This is a genomic window from Streptomyces laurentii, from assembly GCF_040635425.1.
Taxonomy (GTDB): domain Bacteria; phylum Actinomycetota; class Actinomycetes; order Streptomycetales; family Streptomycetaceae; genus Streptomyces; species Streptomyces laurentii.
Genome location: NZ_JBEYHT010000008.1, coordinates 127,978 through 153,313, shown reverse-complemented (window position 1 = coordinate 153,313; position 25,336 = coordinate 127,978). Strand labels below are relative to the sequence as shown.

Annotated in this window: 29 protein-coding genes; 15 read left to right on the top strand and 14 right to left on the bottom strand. The window is 72.5% G+C overall.

The window, feature by feature from the left end:
• The first annotated feature begins 3 nt into the window (after window positions 1-3).
• Complete coding sequence (locus ABZ693_RS08105) at window positions 4-798, top strand: site-2 protease family protein (RefSeq protein WP_359874650.1); 795 nt, start codon at window positions 4-6, stop codon at window positions 796-798.
• A 19-nt stretch (window positions 799-817) separates the two neighbouring features.
• Here ABZ693_RS08105 and ABZ693_RS08100 read toward each other — a convergent pair whose 3' ends face one another.
• Both ABZ693_RS08100 and npdG read right to left on the bottom strand, forming a co-directional pair.
• A complete protein-coding gene (locus ABZ693_RS08100; RefSeq protein WP_359874648.1) occupies window positions 818-1,006 on the bottom strand; it encodes a hypothetical protein in 189 nt (62 codons plus the stop codon).
• 130 nt (window positions 1,007-1,136) lie between these two features.
• Complete coding sequence (gene npdG / locus ABZ693_RS08095; protein ID WP_359874645.1) at window positions 1,137-1,880, bottom strand: NADPH-dependent F420 reductase; 744 nt, start codon at window positions 1,878-1,880, stop codon at window positions 1,137-1,139.
• Window positions 1,881-1,982: 102 nt separating this feature from the next.
• Between npdG and ABZ693_RS08090 the strand changes: the two genes are divergently transcribed.
• Together ABZ693_RS08090 and ABZ693_RS08085 are read left to right on the top strand one after the other, a co-directional pair.
• On the top strand, window positions 1,983-2,591 hold the full coding sequence (locus tag ABZ693_RS08090) for a hypothetical protein (RefSeq protein ID WP_359874643.1): 609 nt from the start codon (window positions 1,983-1,985) through the stop codon (window positions 2,589-2,591).
• A 101-nt stretch (window positions 2,592-2,692) separates the two neighbouring features.
• Window positions 2,693-3,973, top strand: a complete 1,281-nt coding sequence (locus ABZ693_RS08085) for an MFS transporter (protein ID WP_359874641.1) — start codon at window positions 2,693-2,695, stop codon at window positions 3,971-3,973.
• 16 nt (window positions 3,974-3,989) lie between these two features.
• Here the strand turns inward: ABZ693_RS08085 and ABZ693_RS08080 are convergent, their stop codons facing one another.
• Together ABZ693_RS08080 and ABZ693_RS08075 are read right to left on the bottom strand one after the other, a co-directional pair.
• Window positions 3,990-4,388, bottom strand: coding sequence for a hypothetical protein (locus ABZ693_RS08080; RefSeq protein WP_359874639.1), 399 nt, complete (start codon window positions 4,386-4,388; stop codon window positions 3,990-3,992).
• Entirely contained in the window at window positions 4,378-4,881 is a 504-nt protein-coding gene (locus ABZ693_RS08075) for a sulfocyanin-like copper-binding protein (protein WP_359874637.1), read from the bottom strand. Before ABZ693_RS08075 ends, ABZ693_RS08080 begins: the two co-directional genes overlap by 11 nt.
• 119 nt (window positions 4,882-5,000) lie before the next feature.
• On the opposite strand from ABZ693_RS08075, the gene ABZ693_RS08070 reads away from it, so the two are divergent.
• Together ABZ693_RS08070 and ABZ693_RS08065 are read left to right on the top strand one after the other, a co-directional pair.
• Window positions 5,001-5,621, top strand: coding sequence for an RNA polymerase sigma factor (locus tag ABZ693_RS08070; protein ID WP_359874635.1), 621 nt, complete (start codon window positions 5,001-5,003; stop codon window positions 5,619-5,621).
• Window positions 5,618-6,397, top strand: coding sequence for a cupin domain-containing protein (locus ABZ693_RS08065; RefSeq protein ID WP_359874633.1), 780 nt, complete (start codon window positions 5,618-5,620; stop codon window positions 6,395-6,397). Before ABZ693_RS08070 ends, ABZ693_RS08065 begins: the two co-directional genes overlap by 4 nt.
• A 49-nt stretch (window positions 6,398-6,446) precedes the next feature.
• Here ABZ693_RS08065 and ABZ693_RS08060 read toward each other — a convergent pair whose 3' ends face one another.
• A complete protein-coding gene (locus ABZ693_RS08060; RefSeq protein WP_359874631.1) occupies window positions 6,447-6,683 on the bottom strand; it encodes a hypothetical protein in 237 nt (78 codons plus the stop codon).
• Between the two features lie 57 nt (window positions 6,684-6,740).
• Between ABZ693_RS08060 and map the strand changes: the two genes are divergently transcribed.
• Both map and ABZ693_RS08050 read left to right on the top strand, forming a co-directional pair.
• Window positions 6,741-7,598 carry a type I methionyl aminopeptidase gene (gene map / locus ABZ693_RS08055; RefSeq protein WP_359874629.1) on the top strand — a complete coding sequence of 286 codons (858 nt, stop codon included), beginning with the start codon at window positions 6,741-6,743 and terminating at the stop codon, window positions 7,596-7,598.
• Window positions 7,599-7,714: 116 nt separating this feature from the next.
• Window positions 7,715-8,365, top strand: coding sequence for a biliverdin-producing heme oxygenase (locus tag ABZ693_RS08050; RefSeq protein ID WP_359874627.1), 651 nt, complete (start codon window positions 7,715-7,717; stop codon window positions 8,363-8,365).
• 36 nt (window positions 8,366-8,401) lie between these two features.
• On the opposite strand, the gene ABZ693_RS08045 is transcribed toward ABZ693_RS08050, so the two are convergent.
• Window positions 8,402-9,118: a PhzF family phenazine biosynthesis protein gene (locus ABZ693_RS08045; protein ID WP_359874625.1), complete on the bottom strand. Its 717-nt coding sequence runs from the start codon at window positions 9,116-9,118 to the stop codon at window positions 8,402-8,404.
• Between the two features lie 287 nt (window positions 9,119-9,405).
• On the opposite strand from ABZ693_RS08045, the gene efeO reads away from it, so the two are divergent.
• The 4 genes from efeO (at window position 9,406) to ABZ693_RS08025 (ending at window position 13,950) form a co-directional block, all read left to right on the top strand.
• Window positions 9,406-10,560 carry an iron uptake system protein EfeO gene (gene efeO, locus ABZ693_RS08040; RefSeq protein WP_359874623.1) on the top strand — a complete coding sequence of 385 codons (1,155 nt, stop codon included), beginning with the start codon at window positions 9,406-9,408 and terminating at the stop codon, window positions 10,558-10,560.
• Window positions 10,561-10,605: 45 nt separating this feature from the next.
• A complete protein-coding gene (gene efeB, locus ABZ693_RS08035) occupies window positions 10,606-11,985 on the top strand; it encodes an iron uptake transporter deferrochelatase/peroxidase subunit (protein WP_359874621.1) in 1,380 nt (459 codons plus the stop codon).
• Between the two features lie 32 nt (window positions 11,986-12,017).
• Window positions 12,018-12,905, top strand: a complete 888-nt coding sequence (gene efeU, locus ABZ693_RS08030) for an iron uptake transporter permease EfeU (protein ID WP_359874619.1) — start codon at window positions 12,018-12,020, stop codon at window positions 12,903-12,905.
• A 79-nt stretch (window positions 12,906-12,984) separates the two neighbouring features.
• Window positions 12,985-13,950, top strand: coding sequence for an SCO2278 family lipoprotein (locus ABZ693_RS08025; RefSeq protein WP_359874617.1), 966 nt, complete (start codon window positions 12,985-12,987; stop codon window positions 13,948-13,950).
• A 26-nt stretch (window positions 13,951-13,976) separates the two neighbouring features.
• On the opposite strand, the gene ABZ693_RS08020 is transcribed toward ABZ693_RS08025, so the two are convergent.
• Both ABZ693_RS08020 and ABZ693_RS08015 read right to left on the bottom strand, forming a co-directional pair.
• A complete protein-coding gene (locus ABZ693_RS08020) occupies window positions 13,977-14,762 on the bottom strand; it encodes a bifunctional DNA primase/polymerase (protein WP_359874615.1) in 786 nt (261 codons plus the stop codon).
• 141 nt (window positions 14,763-14,903) lie between these two features.
• Window positions 14,904-15,626, bottom strand: coding sequence for a TetR/AcrR family transcriptional regulator (locus ABZ693_RS08015; protein ID WP_359874613.1), 723 nt, complete (start codon window positions 15,624-15,626; stop codon window positions 14,904-14,906).
• A gap of 187 nt (window positions 15,627-15,813) precedes the next feature.
• On the opposite strand from ABZ693_RS08015, the gene ddaH reads away from it, so the two are divergent.
• The gene (gene ddaH, locus ABZ693_RS08010) at window positions 15,814-16,644 is read left to right on the top strand and encodes a dimethylargininase (protein WP_359874611.1); all 831 of its coding nucleotides are present in this window, start codon (window positions 15,814-15,816) and stop codon (window positions 16,642-16,644) included.
• A 15-nt stretch (window positions 16,645-16,659) separates the two neighbouring features.
• Here the strand turns inward: ddaH and ABZ693_RS08005 are convergent, their stop codons facing one another.
• The 4 genes from ABZ693_RS08005 to ABZ693_RS07990 form a co-directional block, all read right to left on the bottom strand.
• Window positions 16,660-17,643, bottom strand: a complete 984-nt coding sequence (locus ABZ693_RS08005) for a small ribosomal subunit Rsm22 family protein (protein ID WP_359874609.1) — start codon at window positions 17,641-17,643, stop codon at window positions 16,660-16,662.
• Between the two features lie 51 nt (window positions 17,644-17,694).
• Window positions 17,695-18,231, bottom strand: a complete 537-nt coding sequence (locus ABZ693_RS08000) for a hemerythrin domain-containing protein (protein ID WP_359874607.1) — start codon at window positions 18,229-18,231, stop codon at window positions 17,695-17,697.
• A gap of 24 nt (window positions 18,232-18,255) precedes the next feature.
• Entirely contained in the window at window positions 18,256-19,617 is a 1,362-nt protein-coding gene (locus ABZ693_RS07995; protein ID WP_359874605.1) for a Bcr/CflA family multidrug efflux MFS transporter, read from the bottom strand.
• A 185-nt stretch (window positions 19,618-19,802) separates the two neighbouring features.
• Window positions 19,803-21,437 (bottom strand): alkaline phosphatase D family protein, encoded by a 1,635-nt coding sequence (locus ABZ693_RS07990; RefSeq protein ID WP_359874603.1) that lies wholly within the window; start codon window positions 21,435-21,437, stop codon window positions 19,803-19,805.
• Window positions 21,438-21,571: 134 nt separating this feature from the next.
• Here ABZ693_RS07990 and ABZ693_RS07985 point away from each other — a divergent pair, with 134 nt between their 5' ends.
• From ABZ693_RS07985 to ABZ693_RS07975, 3 genes are all read left to right on the top strand, one after another.
• Complete coding sequence (locus ABZ693_RS07985) at window positions 21,572-22,315, top strand: SDR family oxidoreductase (RefSeq protein WP_359874601.1); 744 nt, start codon at window positions 21,572-21,574, stop codon at window positions 22,313-22,315.
• 32 nt (window positions 22,316-22,347) lie between these two features.
• Window positions 22,348-22,782: a MazG-like family protein gene (locus ABZ693_RS07980; RefSeq protein ID WP_359874599.1), complete on the top strand. Its 435-nt coding sequence runs from the start codon at window positions 22,348-22,350 to the stop codon at window positions 22,780-22,782.
• A 177-nt stretch (window positions 22,783-22,959) separates the two neighbouring features.
• Window positions 22,960-24,066 (top strand): excalibur calcium-binding domain-containing protein, encoded by a 1,107-nt coding sequence (locus ABZ693_RS07975; RefSeq protein WP_359874597.1) that lies wholly within the window; start codon window positions 22,960-22,962, stop codon window positions 24,064-24,066.
• 181 nt (window positions 24,067-24,247) lie between these two features.
• Here ABZ693_RS07975 and ABZ693_RS07970 read toward each other — a convergent pair whose 3' ends face one another.
• Complete coding sequence (locus ABZ693_RS07970; RefSeq protein WP_359874595.1) at window positions 24,248-24,469, bottom strand: DUF397 domain-containing protein; 222 nt, start codon at window positions 24,467-24,469, stop codon at window positions 24,248-24,250.
• Window positions 24,466-25,335 (bottom strand): helix-turn-helix domain-containing protein, encoded by an 870-nt coding sequence (locus ABZ693_RS07965; RefSeq protein WP_359874593.1) that lies wholly within the window; start codon window positions 25,333-25,335, stop codon window positions 24,466-24,468. The genes ABZ693_RS07970 and ABZ693_RS07965 overlap by 4 nt, the downstream gene beginning before the upstream one ends.
• Between the last annotated feature and the right edge of the window lies 1 nt (window position 25,336).

Sequence of the window (25,336 nt, the reverse complement as noted above, 5' to 3'; positions counted from 1 at the left end):
CTCATGTCCACGACCACCCCTCGCCACGACGAGCGGCGTGTCAGCCCCGTCTTCCTGGCGATCCTCGCGGTCATGGCCGTCACCGGCTGGGCCGTGTGGACGGACTTCGCGGCCTCCCCGGCCATCGCGGTGTTCCTCTTCGTCACCTCGGCGTGGATCGTCTCGCTCTGTCTCCACGAGTACGCGCACGCCCGCACCGCGCTGCACGGCGGGGACATCACGGTCGGCGCCCGCGGCTATCTGACCCTGAACCCGCTCGCGTACACCCACGCGTGGCTGAGCATCGTCATCCCGGTGCTGTTCCTGATGCTGGGCGGCATCGGTCTGCCGGGCGGCGCGGTGTTCATCGACCGGGGCCGGGTGCACGGCCGCTGGAAGCACAGTCTGATCTCGGCGGCCGGCCCGCTCACCAACGTCCTGTTCGCCGTCGTGTGCACCGCGCCGTTCTGGCTGCACGCGCTCGACGGGGTGCCGCGGCCGTTCCAGTACGCGCTCGCGTTCCTGGCGTTCCTGCAGGTCACGGCCTCGCTGCTGAATCTGCTGCCGGTGCCGGGCCTGGACGGCTACGGGGTGATCGAGCCCTGGCTGTCGTACGGGATCAAGCGGCGGGTCGAGCCGTACGCGCCCTACGGCTTCTTCATCATCGTCGCGCTGCTGTTCGTCCCGCCGCTCCACAGCGCGTTCTTCGGCACGATCAACACCCTGCTGCAGACGCTCGGCGTGCCGGAGCTGTCCCGCGTCTGCGGTTCGGCCCTCTACCGGTTCTGGGAGCCGGCCCCGGAGTTCTGCCGCGTCTGACCCGCCACCACGGCGGGTGTCAGGCCTGCTGCTCGGCGCCCGCGCCGGCCATGCGGGAGCGCTTGATGTAGAACCACGCCATGTTCGACGACAGGCCCGCGAGCAGCACCCAGACGATGCCGATCAGGTTGCCCTGGACGAAGGAGAGGACGGCCGCGGCCACGGCGAGCGCGCAGACGATCAGGGCGTAGAGGGCAAGGCGGGGCATGGGTCGGCTCCTGTCCGTCCGCATACGGGTGATGTGCCCGTCCAGTGTCCCCCATGCCCCTCGCGCGCCGCGCGCGGCCCTCCGGTCGGAGCGGACGCTCCGAAGCACCCGCTCCGGAGCGCGCTCCGGATCAGACGTCTGTGACGCGCAGGCCCGCGTGCGCCTTGTAGCGGCGGTTGACCGAGATCAGGTTGGCGACCAGCGATTCGACCTGGTGGGCGTTGCGCAGCCGGCCCGCGAAGATGCCGCGCATGCCGGGGATCCGGCCCGCCAGGGCCTGCACGATCTCCACGTCGGCGCGCTCCTCGCCGAGCACCATCACATCGGTGTCGATGGCGTCGACCGAGGCGTCCTGGAGCAGCACCGCCGACAGGTGGTGGAAGGCGGCCGTCACCCGCGAGCCGGGCAGCAGCGCGGCGGCCTGCTCGGCGGCGGAGCCCTCGGCGGGCTTGAGCGCGTAGGCGCCCTTCTTGTCGAAGCCGAGCGGGTTCACGCAGTCGACGACGAGCTTGCCGGCCAGTTCCTCGCGCAGCGCCTCCAGGGTCGCGGCGTGCCCGTCCCACGGCACGGCGACGATCACGATGTCGCTGCGGCGGGCGCACGCGGCGTTGTCCGCGCCCTCGACGCCGAGGCCCAGCTCGGCGGCGGCGGCCTCGGCGCGGTCGGCCGCGCGGGAGCCGATGACCACTCGCTGGCCGGCCTTGGCGAGGCGGTAGGCGAGGCCGCGGCCCTGGTCGCCGGTGCCGCCGAGGACGCCGACGACGAGCCCGGAGACGTCGGGGAGGTCCCAGGGGTCCTTCGGCGCGGGCTTGGCGCTCGCGGTCTCGGGGCTGGAGCCGGCAGGGACGGGGATGGGGCTGGTGGAGGAAGTCATGGCCCCGACATTACTGACCGGTCGCCGGGCGCGGACCCGTCCGGGTGAGTCCGCCCCGAACCGCCCGCGCGCGGACACCGGCCCGGGGCAGCATGCGGGGCCATGGACGCCGTACGTGTCGCGCTGCTGCGCGAAGTGCTCGCCGGTACGCAGTGGCCGGCGGCCGCCCGCCACTTCGCCGGTTCCCTCCGCTCCTCGGTCGTGTCGCACGGCGGCGGGCTGCTGCTCGTCGGCACGGAGGAGTACGAGCCGTGGCACCTGGCCGCGCACCTCGTCGACGAGTCCGTCTGGTCCGGCCGGCCGGAGCTGGCGCCCACGCTCGTACGCCACCGGGTCCGGCCCGGCGACCCGGCGCACCTGGCGGTCGGGCTCGGCCGGATCGCGTCGGCGGGGCGGGGCGCGACGCTGCTGATGGTGGCGCCGGCGCGGCCGGGCGAGGGGCTCCTGGAGCGGGTGCACGACGCGCGGCGGGCGGGGGCGACGGTGCTGTCCCTGGACCACGGCGACCCGGAGGTGGGCGGGCTCGCGCACGAGACGCTGACGGTGACGGCGGACGCGGGGGTCGATCTGGACACCGTGCAGCACCTGGTGAGCGCGGCGACCGGGGAGAACTGTCTGCCGCCCGCCCCTCGGAGCGGCCGGCTCCGCTTCCGCGACCGGCTGTCCCGGCTCGCCGACCATCTGACCGCCCCGCCGCCGGACCGCTGGTGAGGACGGATCCCGCCCCATCAGGCGCCGGGACCTCGGGGCCTGGAAGCGGCGGGCGTTAATCGGTTGCCCCGCGCCCTGCGGGCCACCGAGCATGACCCACCGTGAGACGACTCGCCGCCCTGCTTCCCGACCTCGCGCCCTGGCGCGCCTCCGCCGACTTCCGCCTGCTGCTGGTGCAGGGCACCATCACCGTCTTCGCGTCCTTCATGGCGCTGATCGCACTGCCGCTCCAGATCAAGGAACTGACCGGCTCCCCCTTCGCCGTCGGCGCGATGGGCGCCGTGGAGCTGGTCCCGCTGGTGGTCTTCGGGCTGTACGGCGGGGCGCTCGCGGACGCCGTCGACCGGCGCAAGGTGATCGTGGCGACGGAGGCGGGCCTCGGGCTCCTCGCCCTGATCCTGCTGCTGAACGCGCTGCTCCCGCACCCCCTGCTGTGGCCGCTGTACGTGGTCGCGGCCGCCGTGTCGGCGCTCACCGGGCTCCAGCGGCCGGCGCTCGACTCGCTGCTCGCCCGGATCGTTCCGCACGAGCAGCAGACCGCGGCGGCCGCGCTCAACTCGCTGCGCTGGCAGGTCGGTTCGATCGCGGGCCCGGCGCTCGCGGGCCTGGTGGTGGCGTACGCGGGGCACGCCGCCGCGTACGGGGTGACCGTGGCCGGCTATCTGGTGTCGGTGCTGCTGTGCCGGGGGCTCTCGCCCGCGCCGGCCGCGCACGACGCCGACAAGCCGTCGCTGCGCGGGATCGCCGAGGGCGCGCGGTACGCGTGGTCGCGGCCGGTGCTGCTCGGCACGTACGCGATCGACCTGGCGGCGATGTTCTTCGCGTTCCCGAACACGATCTTCCCGTTCCTGGCGGACGAGCTGCACGCCGAGTGGTCGCTCGGCCTCATGTACGCGGCCGGCGCGGTGGGCTCGCTGGTGCTCGGGGTGACCAGCGGCTGGACCTCGCGGGTCCGGCGGCACGGGCTCCTGGTGGTGGCCGGGGCGACCGTCTGGGGCGCGGCCATCGCGGCGGCCGGCTGGTTCGGGAACGTGTGGCTGGTGCTGCTGTGCCTGGCGGTCGCGGGCGCCGGCGACATGCTGAGCGGGCTCGGCCGGGCCACGATCTGGAACCAGACCATCCCGGAGGAGCTGCGCGGCCGGCTCGCGGGCATCGAGCTCCTCTCGTACAGCGTCGGCCCGCAGCTGGGGCAGGTCCGGGCGGGCTCCCTGGCCGGCTGGACGGGCACCCGGGCGTCGATCTGGTCGGGCGGTCTGGCGTGCGTGGCGTCGGTGGGGCTGCTGTGCCTCACGCTGCCGAAGCTGCTCGCGTACGACGCGGAGACGGACGCGGACGCGCTGGCCCGCAAGGCGCAGCAGGAGGCGGCCGCGGCCACCGCGTGACCCGGCCTCCGGCCGCTCAACGGGGGCGGTGGCGCGCGGCCACCGCCAGGGCCGTCAGCACGGCGACGGCCGCCGCCTCGACGACGACGGCCGCGGTGACGAACTCGGCCCGCCAGGACTCGGTGAACCCGAACAGGCCGACGGTCAGGCTCAGGAACAGCGCGCCCAGCGTGCCCGCGACGAAGGCCGCGGTGAGGCCGGCGACCGGCCGGAGCAGCCGGGCCGGGGCGGCGAGCAGGGCGAGTGCGAGCAGACCGCCGAGGATCCCGTTCAGCAGGAAGAGCGGGCCGATGGCGGCGAGCTCCCGGTAGCCGTCGGCCCACAGGCGCAGATGGATGGCGGCCATGGCGCCCGTGAGGCCCGCGCCGGCGAGACGCAGGACGAGCACGGTCACGGCCCGCGGGTCAGTAGCCATTGCTCGGCGCCGGGGTCTGGGCCGGGCTGTGCTCCGGGGCCTTGTTCACCGCGGCGTGCGCGGCGCCGACCGTGATGTCCGTCTTCATACCGAGCTCCTTGTGCCCGTCGATCGGGCAGTAGACCTCGTACGTGCCGGACTTCAGGTTCACGGTGAGGGTCGCCGAGTGCCCCGGCATGATCCCCGGGGTGCGGTGGTCGGCACCGTTGCCCTCGACCTCCAGGGCGTGCTCGGTCTTGCCGTCGTTCTTGGCGGTGAAGGTGTACGGGCCGGCCGTGAACCGGTGCGTCGAGAGCGTGATGTGGAAGTCGACGAGCTTCGCCGCGACCGGGGTCCCGGCGGCCGCGGACGGCGGCGGGGTGGTGGTCGTGGTGCCGCCGCTGCCGTTGTTCGCTCCGCAGGCGGCGAGCAGGGCGGTCATGCCCGCGGCGGTGAGGCCGAAGACCATGCGCCGCCGGGTGTTCGGGAGGAGGGTGTGGATGGTGTCCTTCATGATCGGTCCTCCGTGTCGTACCCCCTGAGGGGGATACGGCCCCGGCGCCCCACGGGATTGCCCCGGGTCCCGCGAACCGGCGGACAATGGCTCTGGCGGGAGGAAATCCCTTTGGCGCGATGAGACGTATCACCGGTATGCGGCACACCAGCCCACCGTTCGGTCCGCTGGGGCGGACCAGCGACGAAGCCCTGCTCTCCGGGCTGCCGACGGGCGACCCCGAGATCGCGGTGGCCTTCGTGCGCCGTTTCCAGCGGGCGGTCTTCGGTGTGGCGGTGGCCGTCGTGGGCGATCCGCAGCTCGCCGAGGACATCGCCCAGCAGACCTTCGAGCGGGCCTGGCGGCACGCCCAGATGTACGACCCGCGGCGCGGTTCGGTACGGACCTGGCTGACGGCCATCGCCCACCACCTGGCCGTCGACGCGATCCGTGCCCGGCGGGCCAGCCCGGTCGCCCCGGAGGACCTGGACGCGCTGCTCGGCGTCGTCACCGACACCCCCGAACGGCGCGCGCTCGCCGACGACAGCGCGGCGCGGGTCCGGCGGGCGGTTGCGGAGCTGCCCCGGGAACAGGCCCGGGCGCTGGTGATGGCCGGGATCTACGGGATGACCGCGCGGGAGGTCGCCGGTGCGGAGGACATCCCGCTCGGCACGGCCAAGACCCGCATCCGGACGGGAACGCTCAAGGTCCGGGCCCTCCTGGAGCCCGATGAGCAGCCCGAGGGGAGGTGGCGGACATGACCGGGAACGGGAACGGGAACGGGAGCGAGCGCGGTCGCGGCCCCGCGTGCGCGCGGCTGCGCGAGCTCGACGCGGAGCTGGCGCTCGGCGCCCTGCCGGCCCGGGAGCGGGCCGAGGCCGTCGCCCATCTGGACCGCTGCCCGGACTGCCGGGAGTACGTGGAGCGGCTGAACGCCGTCGGCGACGGGCTGCTCGCACTGCTGCCGGAGGCCGAGCCTCCGGTCGGGTTCGAGAGCCGGGTGGTACGGGCGCTGGGCGTGGCCCCGGAGGCGTCGGAGGCCCCCGGGGCCGAGGCCCCGGCCCGGGCCCCGGCTCACCCGTCCCGGACCCGGCTGCGGGCCCGGCGGCTGCGGCTCGCGGCGGCCGGCGCGGCCGCGGCGGTGGCCTGCGCGTTCGGCGGCTGGGCGGTCGGCACCGCGGTGGAGGGCCCGGCGGCGGTGGTGGCCCAGCGGGTGCCGGCGGCCCTGCACGAGGCGGCCCTGGTCGCCCCGGGCGGCGGCCACGAGGTGGGCCGGATCTACGCCCATCCGGCCGGCGCGGGCGCCACAGGCTGGGTCTACATGACGGTCGAGCTGCCCGGCGCGGGCGCGGGCCCGGTGCGCTGCGTGCTCGTCCGGGCCGACGGGTCCACGGTGCCGGTGGGCTCGTTCCGGCTCCACGACGGCTACGGCTACTGGGGCGCGCCGGCCGGGACCGACCCGGCGTCGGCGACCGGCGCCCGGCTGCTGGCCCCGGACGGCACGGTCCTGGCCACCGCGCGATTCCCCGGCGGCTAGGCCGCGCCCGGGAAGCCGCTGGGCCGGGCCCGGGAAGCCCGCGGCCTCGTCAGTCGCCCGGCTCTTCGTCGCCCTTGCCCGCCTTGTCGTGCCAGCGGGGGTCCGTGTCCCATTCCAGGTTGCGTTCCTTCGCGCTCTCCATGGCGTGGGCGGCCTCCTCACGGCCGGCGTAGGGGCCGAAGCGGTTCTTGGCCGGGCACTCGGGCCCTTCCTCGACCTTCTTGTGCTCCAGGCAGTAGTACCACTCGCCCGGCTTGCCGACCGTGCGCTTCTTGAACAGGGCCATCTCGGCTCCTTCCTCCGTCACCATGCTGCCCCGTACACGGTAGTTAGACTCGCTGACATGTCTGGCCAGTCGCTTCTCGTACCGGGGGAGCTGTCCCCCCACCGTGCCGTTCCGGGGTCCATCCGCCGCCCCGAGTACGTCGGCAAGCCCGCGCCCGCTCCGTACACCGGACCCGAGGTGCAGGACGCCGACACCATCGAGCGGATGCGGATCGCCGGCCGCCTCGCCGCACAGGCGATGGAGGAGGCCGCGAAGATCATCGCCCCGGGTGTCACCACCGACGAGCTGGACCGGGTGGCGCACGAGTTCCTGTGCGACCACGGGGCCTATCCGTCGACGCTCGGCTACCGCGGCTTCCCGAAGTCGCTGTGCACCTCGGTCAACGAGGTCATCTGCCACGGCATCCCCGACTCGACCGTCCTGAAGGACGGCGACATCGTCAACCTCGACGTCACCGCGTACATCGGCGGGGTGCACGGCGACAACAACGCCACCTACCTGTGCGGCGACGTCGACGAGGAGTCGCGGCTGCTCGTCGAGCGGACCCGGGAATCGCTGAACCGGGCCATCAAGGCGGTCCGGCCGGGCCGCCAGATCAACATCATCGGCCGGGTCATCGAGTCGTACGCCAAGCGCTTCGGCTACGGCGTCGTGCGCGACTTCACCGGGCACGGCATCAGCACGGCGTTCCACTCGGGCCTGATCGTGCCGCACTACGACTCGCCGCACCACACCACGGTGATCAAGACGGGCATGACCTTCACCATCGAGCCGATGCTGACCCTCGGCAGCCACGACTACGACCTGTGGGACGACGGCTGGACCGTGGTGACCAAGGACCGGAAGCGGACCGCGCAGTTCGAGCACACCCTGGTGGTGACGGAGACCGGGGCGGAGATCCTCACCTTGCCGTGATCCGGCCGAGGGGTAGCGTTTTTACCGACAGGTTGTCGGGAACCGGTTGACCGGGGACGGCCCGAGTCGGCACGATCACGGTGGTTCTTCGACCCCTACGGTCCCGGAGGCACGTCTTGACCACGCCCTTCTCGACGCTCATCCGCACGGCCTCGCACGAGCAGCACACGGAGGCCGAGACGTCGGGGTTCATGACCGACCTCCTCGGCGGCCGCCTCGGTGTCGACGCGTACACGCGCTACACGGAGCAGCTCTGGTTCGTCTACCGGGCGCTGGAGGACGGCGCCGGGGCCCTGCGGCCCGATCCGGTCGCGGGCCCCTTCGTCCAGCCGGAGCTGTTCCGTACGGAGGCGCTGGAGCGGGATCTCGCGCATCTGCGCGGGGCCGACTGGCGGGCCGGGGTCTCGGCACTGCCGGCCACCCGGGCGTACGCGGCGCGGATCGCCGAGTGCGCCCGCGACTGGCCGGGCGGGTACGTGGCCCATCACTACACCCGCTACCTGGGCGACCTGTCCGGCGGCCAGATCATCCGCGACCGGGCGGAGCGCGCCTGGGGCTTCGCGCGCAAGGGCGACGGGGTGCGGTTCTACGTCTTCGACGCGATCCCGAACCCGGCCGCCTTCAAGCGGGCCTACCGGGAACTGCTCGACGCCGTCGCCGCCGACGAGCTGGAGAAGCGGCGGATCGTCGACGAGTGCAAGCGGGCGTTCGACTTCAACGGGGCGATGTTCCGGGAGCTGTCGGGCGAGTTCTCGCTGAGCGCCTGACCCACCGGAACGGCGGAAGACCGCCCCGTATCGGATTCAGCGGGTCAGGGTGCCTTCGAGGCGGACCCGGCCGCCCAGTTCGACGACGCCGTCCGGGCCGGGAGCCGTGAGCATCTGCGAGCCCCGGCCCTGGACGATGTTGAGCGCCCGGCCCAGCTCGGCGGTGAGCAGCAGGGCCGCCGCGCCGGTGGCCTCGTCCTCGTCGACGCCGTCCCCGCGCCCCGGGAAGCCCCGGGCGCGGATCCGGCCGGCGGACTCGTCCTCCCAGGCCCAGGCGTAGATCCACTCCCCCGGCTCCGGGACGTCGAGGCCCTCGACCTCCTCGGCCGTCGCGTACCGCCGGAGCGTGCGCGGCGGCGCCCACTCCGCGCGCGCCTCGATCCAGGTGAACTCGCCGTCGCCGCGGACCCACACCTCTCCGGCGGGCGGGCGGACGACCTCCAGGTCGAGCAGCCAGGCGGCGCCGACGAGCGGATGGCCGGCGAAGGGCAGCCGGGTGCCCGGGGTGTAGATGTCGACGTTCCCGCGCTCCGGGTCGTCCACGAACACGGTCTCGCTGAAGCCCAGCTCCTTGGCGAGCGCCTGCCGGGACGCCTCGTCGGGGTACGCGCGCCCCTCGCGTACGACGCCGAGCCGGTTGCCGTTCCGGCCGTCGGCCGTGCAGAAGACCCGCAGGATGTCGATGTCGGTACCGGCAGCGGTGGCGGTACCGGCGGGGCGGCGGGCCCCGTGAGCGGTCGCGGTCGTGTCCATGCCCGGCATTGAACCATCCGGGAACCCTCCGGCCGGGCGCTCGCCCTCCCTGTCGACACCGCCGGCCCCAAAGGGGGTGAATCATCCTCAATCCACCCCTTCCCCCCACTCCTTGACTGTGCCTTGACCGGGCCGTGAGCCCGTCGTGACAAGGGCGGGCGGCCATTTCCCCTGCTGAGAGCTGAATCACGGACCCAGGGGGCTCAGCTCAGGTAAGCCTCGGTTAAGTTAGGTCTGCCTCACTATTCCGACTTATCCAGCAGAGCCGTCCCCGAGTGGAGCCCCGCATGCGAGCCGTCCGTCTCTCCGTCGTCACCGCCGCCGCGACCGCGGCGACCCTGGCCGCCGTCACCGGCTGCGCCCAGAAAAGCGACGCCAAGGGTGGCGAGGGCGCGATCCAGGTGATCGCCAAGGACGACTCCTGCGAGGTCGCGAAGAAGGACTTCCCGGCCGGTCACGTCACGCTGAACGTGGAGAACCGCGGCAGCAAGGTCACCGAGGTCTACGTCCTCTACCCGGACGACCGCATCGTGGCCGAGCGCGAGAACATCGGCCCCGGCACCAAGGCCACCATCACCGCCGAGATCAAGGCCGGCGACTACGAGATCGCCTGCAAGCCCGGCATGAAGGGCGACGGCATCCGCCAGAAGGTCACCGTCACCGGCGGCAAGGCCACGGCCAAGCGCTCCCCCGAGATGGACGCCGCCGTCGCCGGCTACCGCCAGTACGTGCAGGCGCAGGCCGACGAGACGCTGCCCAAGGTGAAGGTGTTCACCGACGCCGTCCGGGCCGGTGACGTCGAGGCCGCGAAGAAGGCGTACGCCGAGTCCCGCATCGGCTGGGAGCGCACCGAGCCGGTCGCCGAGTCCTTCGGCGACATCGACCCGAAGGTCGACGTCCGTGAGGACGGCCTGGAGGCCGGCCAGGACCCGGTGAAGGACTGGACCGGCTGGCACCGCCTGGAGAAGGCGCTGTGGCAGGACAAGAAGATCGGCGACCGCGAGAAGCAGCTCGCCGACCTCCTCGACAAGGACCTCGCCGACTGGGTGAAGCGGGTCGGCACGGCCGACATCACCCCGACCTCCATGGCCAACGGCGCCAAGGAGCTGCTCGACGAGGTCGCCACCGGCAAGGTCACCGGCGAGGAGGAGCGCTACTCGCACACCGACCTCGTCGACTTCAAGGGCAACGTCGAGGGCGCGCAGAAGTCCTTCGACCTGCTGAAGCCGGTCGCGCAGAAGAACGACCCCGCGCTGGTCACCGAGCTGGACAAGCAGTTCGGGGCCCTGAACGAGCTGCTCGACACCTACCGCGCGGACAAGACCGGCTACGCCTTCACCTCCTACGAGAAGGTCTCCAAGGAACAGCGCAAGGAGCTGTCGGACGCCGTCAACGCGCTGGCGGAGCCGCTCTCCAAGCTCGCCGCGGCGGTCGTGAAGTAAACGGCGGCGGACGGTAGTCGGGAAGCGGAAGCGAGGAACCCAGGCATGAGCGAGCAGACCCCCACGGGCGCCGGACACGACGCCACCGAGAAGGCCACCGAGAAGGCCTCCGGACCGGCGGAGGGCGGCACGCCGTCCCGCCGCTCGGTCATAGGCTGGGGCGGGGCCGGGCTCGCGCTCGGCGCCGCCGCGGCGGGCGGGGCCGTCGCCCTGGCCCGCGGCCGGGGCGACGAGACCGCTCCCGTCGCCGACACCGGCGAGGCCGTCCCCTTCCACGGCGCCCACCAGGCCGGTATCGCCACCGCCGTCCAGGACCGGCTGCACTTCGCCGCCTTCGACGTGAAGACGAAGGACCGCGAGGAGCTCATACAGCTGCTCAAGGACTGGACCCGGGCCGCCGAGCGGATGACCGCGGGCCGTGAGGTCGGCGAGGGCGCGTACGGCGGTCTGCCGGAGGCCCCGCCGGACGACACCGGCGAGGCGCTCGGCCTCAAGCCGTCCCGGCTCACCCTCACCATCGGCTTCGGCCCCTCGCTCTTCGACGGCCGCTTCGGCCTCGCCGGCCACCGTCCGGCGGCTCTGGCGGACCTGCCCAAGTTCCCCGGCGACAACCTGGACCCGGCCCGCAGCGGCGGCGACCTGTGCGTCCAGGCCTGCGCGGACGACCCGCAGGTCGCCGTACACGCCATCCGCAACCTGGCCCGGATCGGCTTCGGCAAGGTCGCGGTGCGCTGGTCCCAGCTCGGCTTCGGCAAGACGTCGTCGACGACCCCGGACGCGCAGACCCCGCGCAACCTCTTCGGCTTCAAGGACGGCACCCGCAACATCGCGGGCACCGAGACCGACCGGCTCGCGCGGCACGTGTGGGTGGCCGACAAGGACGCACGGGACGCGGACGGCTGGATGACCGGCGGCTCGTACCTGGTCGCCCGCCGCATCCGGATGAACATCGAGACCTGGGACCGGGCCCCGCTGTCCGAGCAGGAGGACGTGTTCGGCCGCGACAAGAAGGAAGGCGCGGCGCCCGGCAAGGCCAAGGAGCACGACGAGCCGTTCCTGAAGGCCATGAAGCCGACCGCGCACGTCCGCCTCGCGCACCCCGACGCCAACGGCGGCGCGACGCTGCTGCGCCGCGGCTACTCCTTCACGGACGGGTCGGACGGCCTCGGCCGGCTCGACGCGGGCCTGTTCTTCCTGGCGTACCAGCGCGACGTGCGCACCGGCTTCGTGCCGGTGCAGACCCAGCTGGCCCGCCACGACGCGCTCAACCAGTACATCCAGCACGTGGGTTCGGCCGTGTTCGCGGTGCCCCCGGGCGTCCGCGACAAGGACGACTGGTGGGGCCGGGCGCTCTTCACCGCGAAGCCCGTACAGCCCGCGAAGCCTGCCGCGTCCGCGCGGCCCTCGACGCCCGCCACGGCGTAACCCCCCTCTCGTCACTCGGAAAGGACACCGACATGCTCGGTAACTATCTGATCGGTCTGCGGGAGGGTCTCGAGGCCAGCCTGGTGGTCTGCATCCTCATCGCCTACCTGGTCAAGACCGGCCGCCGCGACGCGCTCAAGCCCGTGTGGACCGGCATCGCGGTCGCGGTCACGGTCGCGCTCGCCTTCGGCGCCGGGCTCGAGTTCGGTTCGCAGGAACTGACCTTCGAGGCGCAGGAGCTGCTCGGCGGCTCGCTGTCGATCCTCGCCGTCGGACTCGTGACCTGGATGGTCTTCTGGATGCGGCGCACCGCGCGGCACCTCAAGACGGAGCTGCACGGCAAGCTGGACGCGGCGCTCCAGATGGGCACGGGCGCGCTCGTCGCGACCGCGTTCCTGGCCGTCGGCCGCGAGGGCCTGGAGACGGCGCTGTTCATGTGGACGTCCGTGCGGACCTCCACGGACGGCTCGTACGAGCCGCTGGCCGGCGCGCTCCTCGGGCTGCTCACGGCGGTGCTGCTCGGCTGGCTGTTCTACCGCGGCGCGCTGAAGATCAACCTGGCCAAGTTCTTCACCTGGACCGGCGGCATGCTGGTCGTGGTGGCGGCCGGCGTCCTCGCGTACGGCGTGCACGACCTCCAGGAGGGCCGCTTCCTCGGCGGTCTGCAGAACAAGGCGTTCGACATCTCCGAGACCATCCCGCCGGACAGCTGGTACGGCACGCTGCTGAAGGGCGTGTTCAACTTCCAGCCGGACCCGACGGTCCTTCAGGTCACGGTGTGGGCGCTGTATCTGGTCCCGACGCTCTTCTTCTTCCTGGCCCCGATAGGGTCGGGGACGTCCAAGCGGGTGGCGAAGCAGAAGGCGACCGAGACCGATGAGAAGGCTGAGGCGAACCGGGCGGCGGAAGCAGCCGGCTGACACGCCCCTACAGCTCGTCCCGCGCGCACGGCGCGTACGGCGCGTACGGCGGGGATCCACGCGGCGGCCGGGGAGCACCGTGCTCGCGGCGGCCGCGGCGGCCCTGCTCACCCTGACCACGAGCGGCTGTGTGACGGTGCACGGCGAGAGCGCGCTGATCCCGGCGGCCACGCCCGCCGAGGCCGAGCAGGCGCTGAAGGACTTCGCCGTCGCCTTCAACGCGGCCGACAAGGCCTACGACCCGACCCGCGACGCGGGCCGGGTCACCGGTCCGTTCGGGGAGATCAACCAGGCGGGCCTGCGCTCGCGCAAGGTCACCAGCCCGAACGGCAACGCGAACCACCGGCCGCTCGAATTCACCGACACGAAGTTCGTCATCCCGCGCAAGGCCGGCTGGCCGCGCTTCTTCCTCGCGGACACCGACTCCAACCGCGACACCGACCAGGGCGCCGGCGACAACCGCTGGCTCCTCGTCTTCGTCCGCGACAGCGCCGCCCAGCAGTGGAAGGCCGCCTACCTGTCGATCATGACCGCCGACCGGGTACCCGCCTTCCGGCAGGACCAGGGGTACGCGGTGCCGGTCGCCGCCACCTCCACGGAGGCCGCCGTCGCGCCGGGTGTCCTGGGCGAGCGGTACGTGGCGTTCCTCAAGGACGGGCAGCCGGGGCCGTTCGCGCCCGGGACGCACACCACCCTGTGGCGGGACCAGCGGAAGAAGGCGGCCACCCGGACCGGGCTCGTCACCCAGTACGTCGACCAGGCCGAGAGCCGCGGCGACTTCGCCCCGCTGGCGCTGGCCACCGAGGACGGCGGCGCGCTGGTCTTCTTCGCCACCCGCTACTACGAGCGGCAGACGGCCGCGGCGGGCTACCGGCCCAAGGTCGGCCAGGACGTCAAGGCGCTGATGACCGGCGAGGTCAAGAACACGGTCACCAAGCGGTGGGTGTCCAGCCAGACGGCGCTGGTGAAGCCCGCGGGCGCGGAGCGCGGCGGGGTCACCGTGCTGACCCGGCTCCAGGGCGTGACGGCGGCCGAGGGCTCGTAACACCGCCCCCCTTGCCGTCCGGGGGCTCAGCGGGTCAGCGGCCAGGCGACCTCGGGGGCCGCGCCCTGGGCCTCCTGCGCCGCCGCGTGCCGGGCACAGGCGTCGGTGAGGGCTTCCAGCAGGTTCAGCGGGTCGGGCAGGGCGTGCCCGGGGCCGCGCAGCCAGGTGAGCACCGGCTGACTGGCCTCGTCGCCGGGGAGCCGGGACGGCGGGACGAGCACGTACGAACCGCGGCAGTGCCAGCGCAGCCCCGGATGCTCGTCCATGGTCTCCGGATGGCAGTCCAGCTCGCACGGCCACCACTCGTCCTCGTCCTCGGGCGTGCCGCGGGTGGCGGTGAAGAAGAGCATGCGGCCCTCGTCCGGCCGGTCCTCGGCGGCGTCGGAGACGACGACCGGGCCGACCTCGACACCCTCGGCGAGCAGCCGCTCCAGGGCGGCGCGGCCGGCCGGGAGGGGCACGTCGAGCACGTCGTGGACCATGCCGGTGGCGGTGATGAAGTTCGCCTCGGGCATCCCCTGTACCCAGCGCTCGATCTGGGCGCGGTCGGTGGTCGACTGGGTCTGCCAGGCGAAGGAGACGGGGTGCCGGCCGGGGGTCGGACAGCCGATCCGCTCACAGGAGCAGCGGTAGCCCACGGGGTGCGCGGCGGGGGCGAGCGGCAGCCCTGCGGCGGCGGCGGCCAGGAGCATCGTCCCGCGGTCGTTCTCGCGGTCGTGCTCGGCTCCGGCCGCACTCCGCCGCGGGCGCTTGCGCAGCCATTGCGCGAGTCTGCTCTCCGTGCCGCGGTTGCGGCCGATGCCGTCGCCCATCTATCCCCTCACACCTCGTGCCGGCCATGCTCGCCCGTACGGATCCATGGTCCCACCATCCCGCGCTCCGGGTGACCGGAGTCGGGAACCGGGTGCGTGAGGGGGACATGACGAACGCGGGTCGGGTGGTACGGAAGCGGCTCAGGGGCGCGGGGCGAGGCCGCTCAGGGCGTGGTCGACGAGGGCGTCGGCGTAGTCGTGGGTGAGCGGCAGGGTGCGGTGCAGCCAGCGATGGTGCAGCGGGCCGACGAAGAGTTCGACGGCGATCCGGGGGTCGACGGCCGGGTCGACGGAGCCGGCGGCCTGGGCGGACTCGATCCGGCGGATGTACGCCTGGAGCTGGGGTTCGAGCAGCCGGGCGGTGAACTCGGCACCGAGGGCCGCGTCGACGATGCCCTCGGCGGCCAGGGCGCGGGTGGCCCGCTCGAAGGCGGAGTCGGTCAGCTCGTCGACCGTGGCGCGCAGCACCAGCTTGAGGTCGGCGGCCAGGTCGCCGGTGTCGGGGAGGTCGGCGCCCGCCCCGCCGCCCGCCTCCTCGGCCGTGTGGCTCGCGAGGTCGAGGAACGCCTCCAGGAGGACGGCGGCCTTGGTGCCGGAGGGCCACCAGCGGTAGATCGTCTGCTTGCCGACACCGGCGCGGGCGGCGATGCCCTCGACGGTGGTCCGGGCGTAGCCGTTCTCGGAGACGAGGGCGAGGGCGGCGTCGTAGATGGCGCGGCGGGAGCGCTCGCTGCGGCGGGAGGCGTCGGGGACCTTGGCGTCAGGGACCTTGACGTCAGGGGCCTTGGCGTCGCGGGCGGCCGGCTCGGGAGACCGCTCGGAGGACTGCTCGGAGGACTGCTCGGAGGCCTGGGTGTCGGGCATGCCGCCAACGTACCAAAGCACCGAGACGCGACGTCTCGCCACGCCGTGGACATCTCGCCTACCCCGTGTTCGCCATCCGTCTGCCGGACCCTCATGCGAATCACCCGAACGGTCCACTGCGCTCGCCGCCCTGACAGCGGACCATGGGCTCCAACGATCAGCGCTCAGCGACGTAGAGGAGCCCTCATTGCGCCACACTCCGCGCGAGGCCTCGCCCCGCCGTTATCTGATGTGCCCACCCGCGCACTTCAAGGTGACGTACTCCATCAACCCCTGGATGGATCCCACGAAGCCGGTCGACGTCCCGCTGGCCGTCGCGCAGTGGGAGGACCTGCGCGACCGCTATCTCGCGCTCGGCCACACCGTCGAGATCCTGACGCCGTCCCGGGGCCTGCCGGACATGGTCTTCGCCGCGAACGGCGCGACCGTGGTGGACGGCCGGGTGCTCGGCGCCAAGTTCGCCTATCCGGAGCGTTCGGAGGAGGCGTCGGCGCATCTGGACTGGTTCCGCGCGCACGGTTACGCGGACCTCGACCTCCGGCTGCCCGAGCACGTCAACGAGGGCGAGGGCGACTTCGCCGTCACCGCCTCGTGGATCCTGGCCGGCCGGGGCTTCAGGTCCAGTCCGCTGGCGGCGGACGAGGCCCAGGAGTTCTTCGGCCGCCCCGTGATCGGCCTGGAGCTGGTCGACCCGCGCTACTACCACCTGGACACGGCGCTGTGCGTGCTCGACGACGCGCGCGACGAGATCATGTACTTCCCGGAGGCCTTCTCGCGCGGCAGCCGGGCGGTCCTGGAGCGGCTGTTCCCGGACGCCCTGAAGGTCACCGACGAGGACGCCGCCGTCCTCGGCCTGAACGCGGTCAGCGACGGACGGCACGTCCTCCTCCCCCAGGCGGCGGTGGGCCTGTACGCGCCGCTGCGGGCGCGCGGGTTCGAGCCGATCGGGATGGACCTGAGCGAGCTGCTCAAGGGCGGCGGCAGCGTCAAGTGCTGCACCCAGGAGCTGCGCGTCTAGCTCTTGGAACCGGTTCTAGTCCCGGTCCTCCGGCGGCCAGACGTCGCCCCACTCCGCGTCACGGGCCTGCTTGTACAGGGGCCCGTGCCGCTTGGTGACGGTCTCGCGGCCGAGCCCGTCGGGGCCGCACAGGTCCAGCAGGACCTGGCCCTTGCGGATCTGCGGCCGGCGGGTGATCCGGGCGGGCGCCGGGGTCACCGGGAACCGGGTGGCGGCGACGTACGCGAACTTCTCGTCCTCGTACGGCAGCGAACCGCCCTTGACCTTCCGGTGCAGAGAGGAGCGGCTGACCCGGGCGGCGAAGTGGCACCAGTCGGTGCCCGGCACGATCGGGCAGGCGCCGCTGTGCGGGCAGGGCGCCGCGACGGAGAAACCGGCCTCGACGAGAAGAGTGCGGGCGGCGATGATCCGCTCGTAGCCGTCGGGGGTGCCGGGCTCGACGATGACGACGGCCCGCCCGACCCGGGCCGCCTCGGCGACGAGGGTGGCGCGGTCGGCCTCGGTGAGTTCGTTGAGGACGTACGAGACGGTCACCAGATCCGTGTCGTCGGCGAGCTTCAGCGCCGTGCCGATCCGCTCGCGCCGCCACTCCGCGTCGAACACGCCCCGGGCGAGTTCCGCGCCGAGCTTCAGCGCCGGCTCGGCCCAGTCGAGGACGGTGGTGCGGGCGTCGCCCTCCCAGATCTCCGCGACGGCCCAGCTCGCCGCGCCGGTGCCGCCGCCGAGGTCGGTGTGGGTGCGCGGCGCCCAGTCGGGCGCGGCGTCCGCGAGGGCGCCGAGGGCACTCCGTACCGCCTCGAAGGTGGCCGGCATGCGGTACGCGGCGTAGGCGGCGACGTCGGACCGGTCGCGCAGCACGGGCGCGTCGGTCGGGGTGGTCCCCCGGTAGTTGGCGATCAGCCGGTCGACGGCCTGCGCGGCCTGCCGGGGCGGCAGCCCGTCGAGGACGGCGGCGAGCGCGGCGCGCAGGGAGTCGGCGGAGGGGGCGGAGACGTTCACCCGACCAGTCTAGGCGGGTCCAGACGGGCGCCGTCCGGCCGTTCCGCCACGTCAGGCGGTGGGGGCGGGGCCTTCGGAGCCGGGGCCGTCGGTGCCGGAGGCGGTGCCGCCGGGGTCGGAGGCGGTGCCGCCGGGGTCGGCGGCGTGGACGGCGCGCCAGGCGGCCATGGAGCGGTTCCACTGGTCGCCGGTGAGCTCGGTGAGGGAGGCGGGGAAGAGGCCGTCCTCCTCCTTGGCGATGTGCTCGTGGAGCTCGTCGACGGCGTGGACGAAGGCGGACCGCTGCTCGGCGGTGTCGAGGTCGAGGGAGGCGAGGAAGACGGCCAGTTCGCGGTGCTCGCGAACGAGGGCGCCGATGTAGGCGGCGTACTCCTCGTTCTCCCCCATCTTCGTGAACAGGCCCTGCTCCTCGCCCGCCCAGTGCGTGTACGGCCGGGCGGTCATCTCCGCCACCAGGGTCCGGTCGCGGTCGCGGTCGTCGGCCTCCAGCGCCCGGACGGCGTCGCCCGCGAGGTCGGTGACGGCCTCGTGCTCGGCGATGAACTCCTTGATCAGGGGGATGTCACGGCAGCCGCAGTAATGACACATGCCGACGATCGTCACATCGCCGGGTCAGCTCGTGGAAGCGGCGCGCCCGGGGCGGGACGCCCACGGACGGCACAGCAGCAGGAAGCAGGCGAGCGCGCCGAGGGCGCAGGCGACCTGGACGACGGCCATGGGGACGGCGGTGTCCTCGCCGGCGATGCCGACCAGCGGGGACGCGACCGCGCCGATGAGGAAGGAGGAGGTGCCGAGCAGCGCGGCGGCGGAGCCGGCGGCGTGCGGGGTGCGCATAAGGGCCAGGGCGTTGGTGTTGGGCGTCGCGAGGCCCATCGCGGACATCATCACGAACAGTCCGGCGGCGATCGGCACGAGCCCCGGGTCGCCGAACACGCCGCTGGTCAGGGCGAGCAGCGCGAGGGCCGCGCACAGGATGACGGCGAGGCCGACGCCGAGGACCTTGTCGAGGCTGACCCGGCCGACGAGCAGCTTGCCGTTGATCTGGCCGACGGCGACGAGCCCGACCGAGTTGAGTCCGAAGAGCAGGCTGAAGGTCTGCGGCGAGGCCCCGTAGATCTCCTGGACGACGAACGGCGAGGCGGAGATGTACGAGAAGAGCACGGCGAAGGCGAGCCCGCCGGCCAGGGTGTAGCCGGTGAAGACGCGGTCCGCGAGCAGCCCGCGCATGGTGCGCAGGGCATGGCCGATGCCGCCCGTGTGGCGGCGTGCGGGCGGCAGGGTCTCGCCGAGGAAGCGCCAGACGGCGAGGGTGAGCAGGAGACCGACGGCGGCGAGGACGTGGAAGACGCCCCGCCAGTCGGTGATCCGCAGGATCTGGCCGCCGATGAGGGGCGCGACGATCGGCGCGGCACCGGAGACCAGCATGAGGGTGGAGAAGAAGCGGGCCATCTCGACGCCGTCGTACAGGTCACGGACGACGGCGCGTGCGATGACGATGCCGGCGGCGCCCGCGAGGCCCTGGAGCAACCGGAAGCCGATGAGCAGCTCGACGGTGGGGGCGAAGGCGCAGACGGCGGTGGCGAGGACGTACAGCACCATGCCGACGAGCAGCGGCCGGCGGCGGCCCCACTTGTCGCTCATGGGGCCGACGACGAGCTGGCCGGCGGCCATGCCGGCCAGGCAGGCGGTGAGGGTGAGCTGGACGGTGGCGGCGGGGGCCCGCAGCACCTCGGTGACCTCCGGCAGGGCCGGCAGGTACATGTCCATGGACAGCGGGGGGAGGGCGGTGAGACCGCCGAGCACGAGGACGAGGAGCAGCCCGGCCCGCCGCGCGGCGGGCGAGGCGACGACCGGTCCGGTGACGGACGAGGGCTCCGGGACCCGGGACTTCGGGACCGAGGGCTCCAGGACCGTGGGGTCCGGGGCCCCCTTCGCCGTGGACCGGCCGCCGCTTCCCGGTATGTGCTCCTCCATCGTTCCCCCGCCCGCTCGCTTGTCCGCTATCCGCTCGTTTTGTTGAAACCTTCCCTATCGTAGGTGGGCCCCGGAACGGTTCGAAGGGGGATACGGCCGGGCCCGCATCACACCGGATGCGAGCCCGGCCCGATCACGCCGGGTACGGGCCCGGCCCAATCACGCCGGGTACGGGCCCGGCCCAATCAGACCGCGTGCAGACCGGGCCGCCCCGCCTGAGTGACGAAGGACGCGGCGGTGGTGACGGGCGCGCCCGGGGTGGTCACCGAGGCGACGGTACGGAAGTCGGCGCGGGCCTCCCGCTCCCCCAGCGCGACCGTCACATAGCCGCGCCGCCCGTGGAAGAAGCGCATGTGCGGGTTGGCGGCGGTGAGGGAGTCGTAGTTGGAGGGCCGGTCGGCGCCGTTGAGGCCGCTGCTGATGGAGGTGGCGACGATCTCGGTGCCGACGGTCCGGGAGGCAGGGTCGCGGAAGTCCGCCTTGATGTCGAGCGCGTACGAGACGTGGACGTCGCCGGTGAGCACCATCAGGTTGTCGATGCCGGTCGCCAGCGCCCCGGCCAGGATCCGCTGCCGGGAGGCCGGGTAGCCGTCCCAGGAGTCCATGGAGAGCTTGAACGCGGGGTTCGGCACGCTGCGCCGCTCGGAGAAGAGGACCTGCTGGGGGACGACGTTCCAGCGGGCGCGGGAATTGCGCCAGCCTTCGATGAGCCAGCGCTCCTGGGTGCCGCCGGTCATGCTGCGCGCCGGGTTCTCGGACTCGGGCCCGGGCGTCTGCCAGCCGTCCCCGTACGCCTGGTCGGAGCGGTACTGGCGGGTGTCCAGGATGTCGAACTGCGCGAGCCGCCCGAACCGCAGCCGCCGGTACAGCTTCATGTCGGGGCCGGTGGGGCGCTGCGGCCGGCGCAGCGGCTGGTTCTCCCAGTACGCGCGGTAGGCGGCGGCGCGGCGGATCAGGAACGCGTCGGACGGCCCGTTGTCCTCGGGCGTGTCCCCCGCGTAGTTGTTCTCGGTCTCGTGGTCGTCCCAGGTGACGGCGAAGGGATGGGCCGCGTGCGCGGCCTTGAGGTCGGCGTCGGTCTTGTAGAGGGCGTAGCGCAGCCGGTAGTCCTCCAGGGAGACGGTCTCCCGGTTGAAGACGTCCGGCAGCGTGCGGTCGGTGTAGCCGCGGGCGCCGCCGGCGGCGGTGACGGCGTACTCGTAGAGGTAGTCGCCGAGGTGGAACACGACGTCGACGTCCTCGGCCGCGAGGTGGCGGTAGGCCGTGAAGTAGCCCTCGTGGTACGCCTGGCAGGACACGGCCGCCAGCCGGAGCGAGGTGGTCCGGGCACTGGCCGAGGGCGCGGTGCGGGTCCGGCCGACCGGGCTGGTCCAGGAGCCGGCGCGGAACCGGTAGAAGTACGGGCGGCCGGACGCCAGGCCGTCGACCTCGACGTGGACGGTGTGGTCGAACTCCGGGTGCGCGAGCGCGGTCCCGCGCCGTACGCCCTTGGTGAAGCGCTCGTCCCGGGCGATCTCCCAGCGCACGGTGACCCGCGTGCCGGCGGGCAGGCCGTTCCCCGTCTCGTACGGGCGCGGGGCGAGCTTCGTCCACAACAGGACGGAGCCGGGCAGCGGGTCTCCGGAGGCCACCCCGAGGGTGAACGGGTCCTCCCGGATGCGGCGGGGGTCGAGTTCCGCCGCGGCGGCCGTACCGGCGGCCGGCAGGTTGACGGCGAAGGCGAGCGCGGCGGCGGCGCCGGTGGTGGTCAGGAAGCGACGGCGCCCGAGATTCCGGGCGGCGGCGCGGAACGCGTCGGCGTGGGTCTGATGGTCGGTCATGTTCCCCTCCCCAGACGGATGGTGTCCTTCCGATATTGCAGTCACGCGGAGCGACCTCGTGTCGTCGCGAGCGGGACATCCGCGTGTCGGACGAGTGAGAATGAAGTGCGCGCGGTGCCGTACGCTGCGCGGCCATGAGCATCGCGGTGGTGACGGGAGCGGGGTCGGGCATCGGCCGGAGCGTGGCGCGGGCCCTCGCGAAGGCGGGCTGGTCGGTGGCCCTCGCGGGCCGCCGGCGGGCGCCCCTGGAGGAGACGGCCGCGGCGCTGCCGCCCGGCCGGGGGCTGGTCGTCCCGACGGACGTGACGTCATCGGAGCAGGTCACAGCCCTGTTCGAGGCGGTACGGGGCCGGTTCGGCCGGGTGGACCTGCTGTTCAACAACGCGGGTACCTTCGCCGGCGGCGGCACCCCGGTCGAGGATCTGGACCCGGCGACCTGGCGGGCGATCGTGGACGTCAACCTGACGGGCGCGTTCCTGTGCGCGCAGGCGGCGTTCCGGACGATGAAGGAACAGTCCCCGCAGGGTGGCCGGATCATCAACAACGGATCGATCTCGGCGCACGTCCCACGCCCTCACTCGATCGGGTACACGGCGACGAAGCACGCGTTGACGGGCCTGACGAAATCCCTGTCCCTGGACGGCCGTCCGTACCGGATCGCGTGCGGGCAGATCGACATCGGCAACGCGGCCACGGACATGACGGCCCGGATGGCGGCCGGCGTCCTGCAGGCCAACGGCGAGACGGCGGCGGAGCCGCTGATGGACACGGCGGACGTGGCGGCGACGGTGGTGCACATGGCGGGGCTGCCGCTGGAGGCGAACGTGCAGTTCGCGACGGTGATGGCGACGACGATGCCGTACATCGGACGGGGGTGAGGGGCGGGGCATGGGCTGGGAAGCTTGCCCCCATGAGCGACGACCCCACCAAGGCAATCGACGCAGTCGAGGCAGTTGAAGCAGCCGAAGGGACCGGCGCCCCGGACCGCCCGGAGACTCCGGTGATCCCCGACGCCCTGGACCCGTGGGACACCGTGACCCGCCTGCACGCCTGGCTCACGGCCCATCAGACCCTGCCGCCCGGCCAGGAGGTGCTGCTGCGGGTCCTCAAACTGTCCGAGGAGGTCGGCGAGACGGCCCAGGCGGTGATCGGCGCGACCGGCCAGAACCCGCGCAAGGGCCACAGCCACACCTGGCAGGACGTCGAGGCCGAACTCTGCGACGTCATCATCACGGCGATGGTCGCCCTCCGCACCCTCACCCCGGCCGCCCCCGAGGTCTTCGCCACCCACCTCCACCGCGTCGCGGAACGCTCCCTGGCGAAGCCCGAGTCGGGGGCGGACTAGCAATGCGCGACCCCGCCGGGCGGCACTCCAGGCACGGCTTCCGGCGTGACTCAGCCCGTAGCGCGAGACTCCCGCACCGGGCCCGAGGGGTGTCCGCTCCTGGTTCTCGTTGAAGCCCTGACGCCGGTCATCTCATTTCAGTAGATTCGCGTACAGAGTGCGAATCTCCTGTGTACGTTGAGCGCTCAACTTCACGTCGCCCAGGAGCACACGATGTCGATGCCGCCGCCCGGCTACGGCTCTCCCCAGCAGCCCCCGCCATACGGTCATCCCCCGAATCCGTATTCCCCGGCACCGGCCAGGCGCTGGTGGCATCACCCGGCGCTCGTCATCGCGGCCCTGGTCGTCTTCCCGCCCGGCGGTATCGCGCTCGCGTGGACCAGCCGGTGGGGGAAGGGGCAGAAGATCGTCGCCACCGTCCTCGCCGGCCTGTGGTTCCTCGTTCCCTTCCTCAGCGACCCGCCGGAGAAGGCCGAGGCGGACGCCAAGCCGAAGCCGGTCGACTCCCGGAGCGCCAGTGCGTCGCCGACGCCCACTCCGACCCCCAGCCCGTCCGAAGCACCGAACTACGTCGGCCAGAACCTCAAGCAGGCGAAGGCCGCCGCGTACAAGGTCGGGTACGCCGCCGTCTCGCACGACGCTTCCGACGCAGATGCCGGGCAGGGGGACGGCGACAACTGGAAAGTCTGTTTCCAGACCCCCGCGGGCAAGAAGGCCGGCACGATGCCCACCCTCGACTTCGGAGTGGTCCGCACAGAGGACCCGTGCCCGACCAAGGACGGCGAGCCGATTCCGTACCCGAACATGCCGAAGGTCGCGGGCCAGACCTTCGCCACGGCGTCCGACACGCTCAAGCCGCTGCACCTCCGGCGCATCGAGACCCAGAGCGCGTACACCGACGTCTCCCTCCCCGCCTCCGTCGACGACTGGACCGTCTGCTTCCAGGAGCCCGAGGCAGGCGAGAGGGTCCAGCACCCGAAGACCACGACCGCATACCTCAAGGTCACCGCGCCCGGCACCAAGTGCCCGAGCACACCGGACACCGAGCTGCACCCCAAGCCCGCCCCGAGCCCGGACGAAGACGACTCGTACACCTCCGACGACTCCTCCTCGGGCGGCTCTTCCTCGGGTAGCTCCTCAAGCACGGGGGGAGGCGGAAGCGCAAGCGTCTACTACAAGAACTGCACCGCGGTCCGCGCTGCGGGAGCCGCCCCGATCCACCGAGGCGACCCCGGGTACGCACGCCATCTCGACCGCGACGGCGACGGCGTGGGCTGCGAGTAGGCAGCTGGAAGAACGTTCGTCTCCTGCCCCTCTCCGAAACGGCACCCCGCTCGCGCCCGGCGGGAGGGGCAGGCTGCGGAAGCCGCGGGAGAACAAGGATGAGAGCCGCCTCACGGCGACACAAGAAAGCCCCCTGGCCTCGCGGCCGGGGGGCTTCACCTATGAGGCCTGGCGCTACCTACTACGGCAAAAGGTTGGCTTGGCCGGCCTGCACGGACTGCGTGTAGAGCGCGTAGTCCTCACGGCTGATGACCAGGACGGAAGCGCCTTCCTTGCCGACGTCCTTGGAGTCGCGCAGCGCCACCACATCGCCGACGAAAGCCACTTCGAGGCAGTTGTCGCCACCGCTGGACAGGTCGCTCTTCGCCCACTGGGCGTTACTCAGGTCGACGTTGGTCATCATGTCTTGGCGTCCTTGATCAGTTGCTGAATGAGGTGACGAGATCCATGCAGGTCAAGCGCCTGCGCGCGGAGGTCGTCAAACGCGGACTGGTACCGCTCCACGTCTGCATCTTCTTCCAGGTACACGCTGGTTGTCCGAGTCTCGACCACAACAACCGGCGACCCCATCTGGAATCCTAGAAGCTGGAACGAGCCGTCGGGGGCCGCGTGGGCTCCGGCGCCGAAGGGGAGTACCTGTATGCCTACGTGCTCATGCTCCTCCGTCACCCTCAACAGCGATTCGAGCTGATCCCTCATGACCTCCGGGCCGCCTACCGCGCGATGCAACACAGCTTCATCCAGGATGCACCACAAGTTCAGCGGATTCTCCCGAGTCAGGACCGCTTGACGGCGCAGTCGGAGGTCGACGAAGCGGTCGACTTCCCGCTTTGAACTCCACGCTTTGCTTCGCTCAACAATCGAGGTTGCGTACGCGCGAGTCTGAAGCAGTCCCGGGATCACCTGAAGGAAGAGAGTCTCCGACCGTTCCGCGAGCCCCTCCAGGAGCAAGTAGTCCTCGAAGGGCTCCCGGATCGCATCCTGGTACTCGTCGAGCAGATTCGTCCGCTTTCCTGGAGCCGCCAAGGCGGCCATCGCCTTGACCTTGGCTCGAGTCTCCTCCGACTCCACCCCGTAGATCTCGAAGATCGCGGTCAGGCCAATCCCAGAGACGCGCTGCTTCCCGTTCTCGATCTTGCTCAGAGCGGGTTTGCCGTGCAGACCGAGGCGTGTGGCTGCCTCTTCCATGCTGAATCCAGCCGCTCTGCGCAACGATCGCAACGCGGACCCGAATCGTCTCCTGTGCACGTTCGGCCGGGATTCGGCCATG

Excerpts from the sequence above, each read along its gene's own strand:
- ABZ693_RS08105 (WP_359874650.1), top strand. The coding sequence starts at position 4 with ATGTCCACGACCACCCCTCGCCACGACGAGCGGCGTGTCAGCCCCGTC.
- ABZ693_RS08100 (WP_359874648.1), bottom strand. The coding sequence starts at position 1,006 with ATGCCCCGCCTTGCCCTCTACGCCCTGATCGTCTGCGCGCTCGCCGTG.
- npdG (WP_359874645.1), bottom strand. The coding sequence starts at position 1,880 with ATGACTTCCTCCACCAGCCCCATCCCCGTCCCTGCCGGCTCCAGCCCC.
- ABZ693_RS08090 (WP_359874643.1), top strand. The coding sequence starts at position 1,983 with ATGGACGCCGTACGTGTCGCGCTGCTGCGCGAAGTGCTCGCCGGTACG.
- ABZ693_RS08080 (WP_359874639.1), bottom strand. The coding sequence starts at position 4,388 with ATGGCTACTGACCCGCGGGCCGTGACCGTGCTCGTCCTGCGTCTCGCC.
- ABZ693_RS08075 (WP_359874637.1), bottom strand. The coding sequence starts at position 4,881 with ATGAAGGACACCATCCACACCCTCCTCCCGAACACCCGGCGGCGCATG.
- ABZ693_RS08070 (WP_359874635.1), top strand. The coding sequence starts at position 5,001 with ATGAGACGTATCACCGGTATGCGGCACACCAGCCCACCGTTCGGTCCG.
- ABZ693_RS08065 (WP_359874633.1), top strand. The coding sequence starts at position 5,618 with ATGACCGGGAACGGGAACGGGAACGGGAGCGAGCGCGGTCGCGGCCCC.
- ABZ693_RS08060 (WP_359874631.1), bottom strand. The coding sequence starts at position 6,683 with ATGGCCCTGTTCAAGAAGCGCACGGTCGGCAAGCCGGGCGAGTGGTAC.
- map (WP_359874629.1), top strand. The coding sequence starts at position 6,741 with ATGTCTGGCCAGTCGCTTCTCGTACCGGGGGAGCTGTCCCCCCACCGT.
- ABZ693_RS08045 (WP_359874625.1), bottom strand. The coding sequence starts at position 9,118 with ATGGACACGACCGCGACCGCTCACGGGGCCCGCCGCCCCGCCGGTACC.
- efeO (WP_359874623.1), top strand. The coding sequence starts at position 9,406 with ATGCGAGCCGTCCGTCTCTCCGTCGTCACCGCCGCCGCGACCGCGGCG.
- efeB (WP_359874621.1), top strand. The coding sequence starts at position 10,606 with ATGAGCGAGCAGACCCCCACGGGCGCCGGACACGACGCCACCGAGAAG.
- efeU (WP_359874619.1), top strand. The coding sequence starts at position 12,018 with ATGCTCGGTAACTATCTGATCGGTCTGCGGGAGGGTCTCGAGGCCAGC.
- ABZ693_RS08020 (WP_359874615.1), bottom strand. The coding sequence starts at position 14,762 with ATGGGCGACGGCATCGGCCGCAACCGCGGCACGGAGAGCAGACTCGCG.
- ABZ693_RS08015 (WP_359874613.1), bottom strand. The coding sequence starts at position 15,626 with ATGCCCGACACCCAGGCCTCCGAGCAGTCCTCCGAGCAGTCCTCCGAG.
- ABZ693_RS08000 (WP_359874607.1), bottom strand. The coding sequence starts at position 18,231 with ATGTGTCATTACTGCGGCTGCCGTGACATCCCCCTGATCAAGGAGTTC.
- ABZ693_RS07995 (WP_359874605.1), bottom strand. The coding sequence starts at position 19,617 with ATGGAGGAGCACATACCGGGAAGCGGCGGCCGGTCCACGGCGAAGGGG.
- ABZ693_RS07990 (WP_359874603.1), bottom strand. The coding sequence starts at position 21,437 with ATGACCGACCATCAGACCCACGCCGACGCGTTCCGCGCCGCCGCCCGG.
- ABZ693_RS07985 (WP_359874601.1), top strand. The coding sequence starts at position 21,572 with ATGAGCATCGCGGTGGTGACGGGAGCGGGGTCGGGCATCGGCCGGAGC.
- ABZ693_RS07980 (WP_359874599.1), top strand. The coding sequence starts at position 22,348 with ATGAGCGACGACCCCACCAAGGCAATCGACGCAGTCGAGGCAGTTGAA.
- ABZ693_RS07970 (WP_359874595.1), bottom strand. The coding sequence starts at position 24,469 with ATGATGACCAACGTCGACCTGAGTAACGCCCAGTGGGCGAAGAGCGAC.
- ABZ693_RS07965 (WP_359874593.1), bottom strand. The coding sequence starts at position 25,335 with ATGGCCGAATCCCGGCCGAACGTGCACAGGAGACGATTCGGGTCCGCG.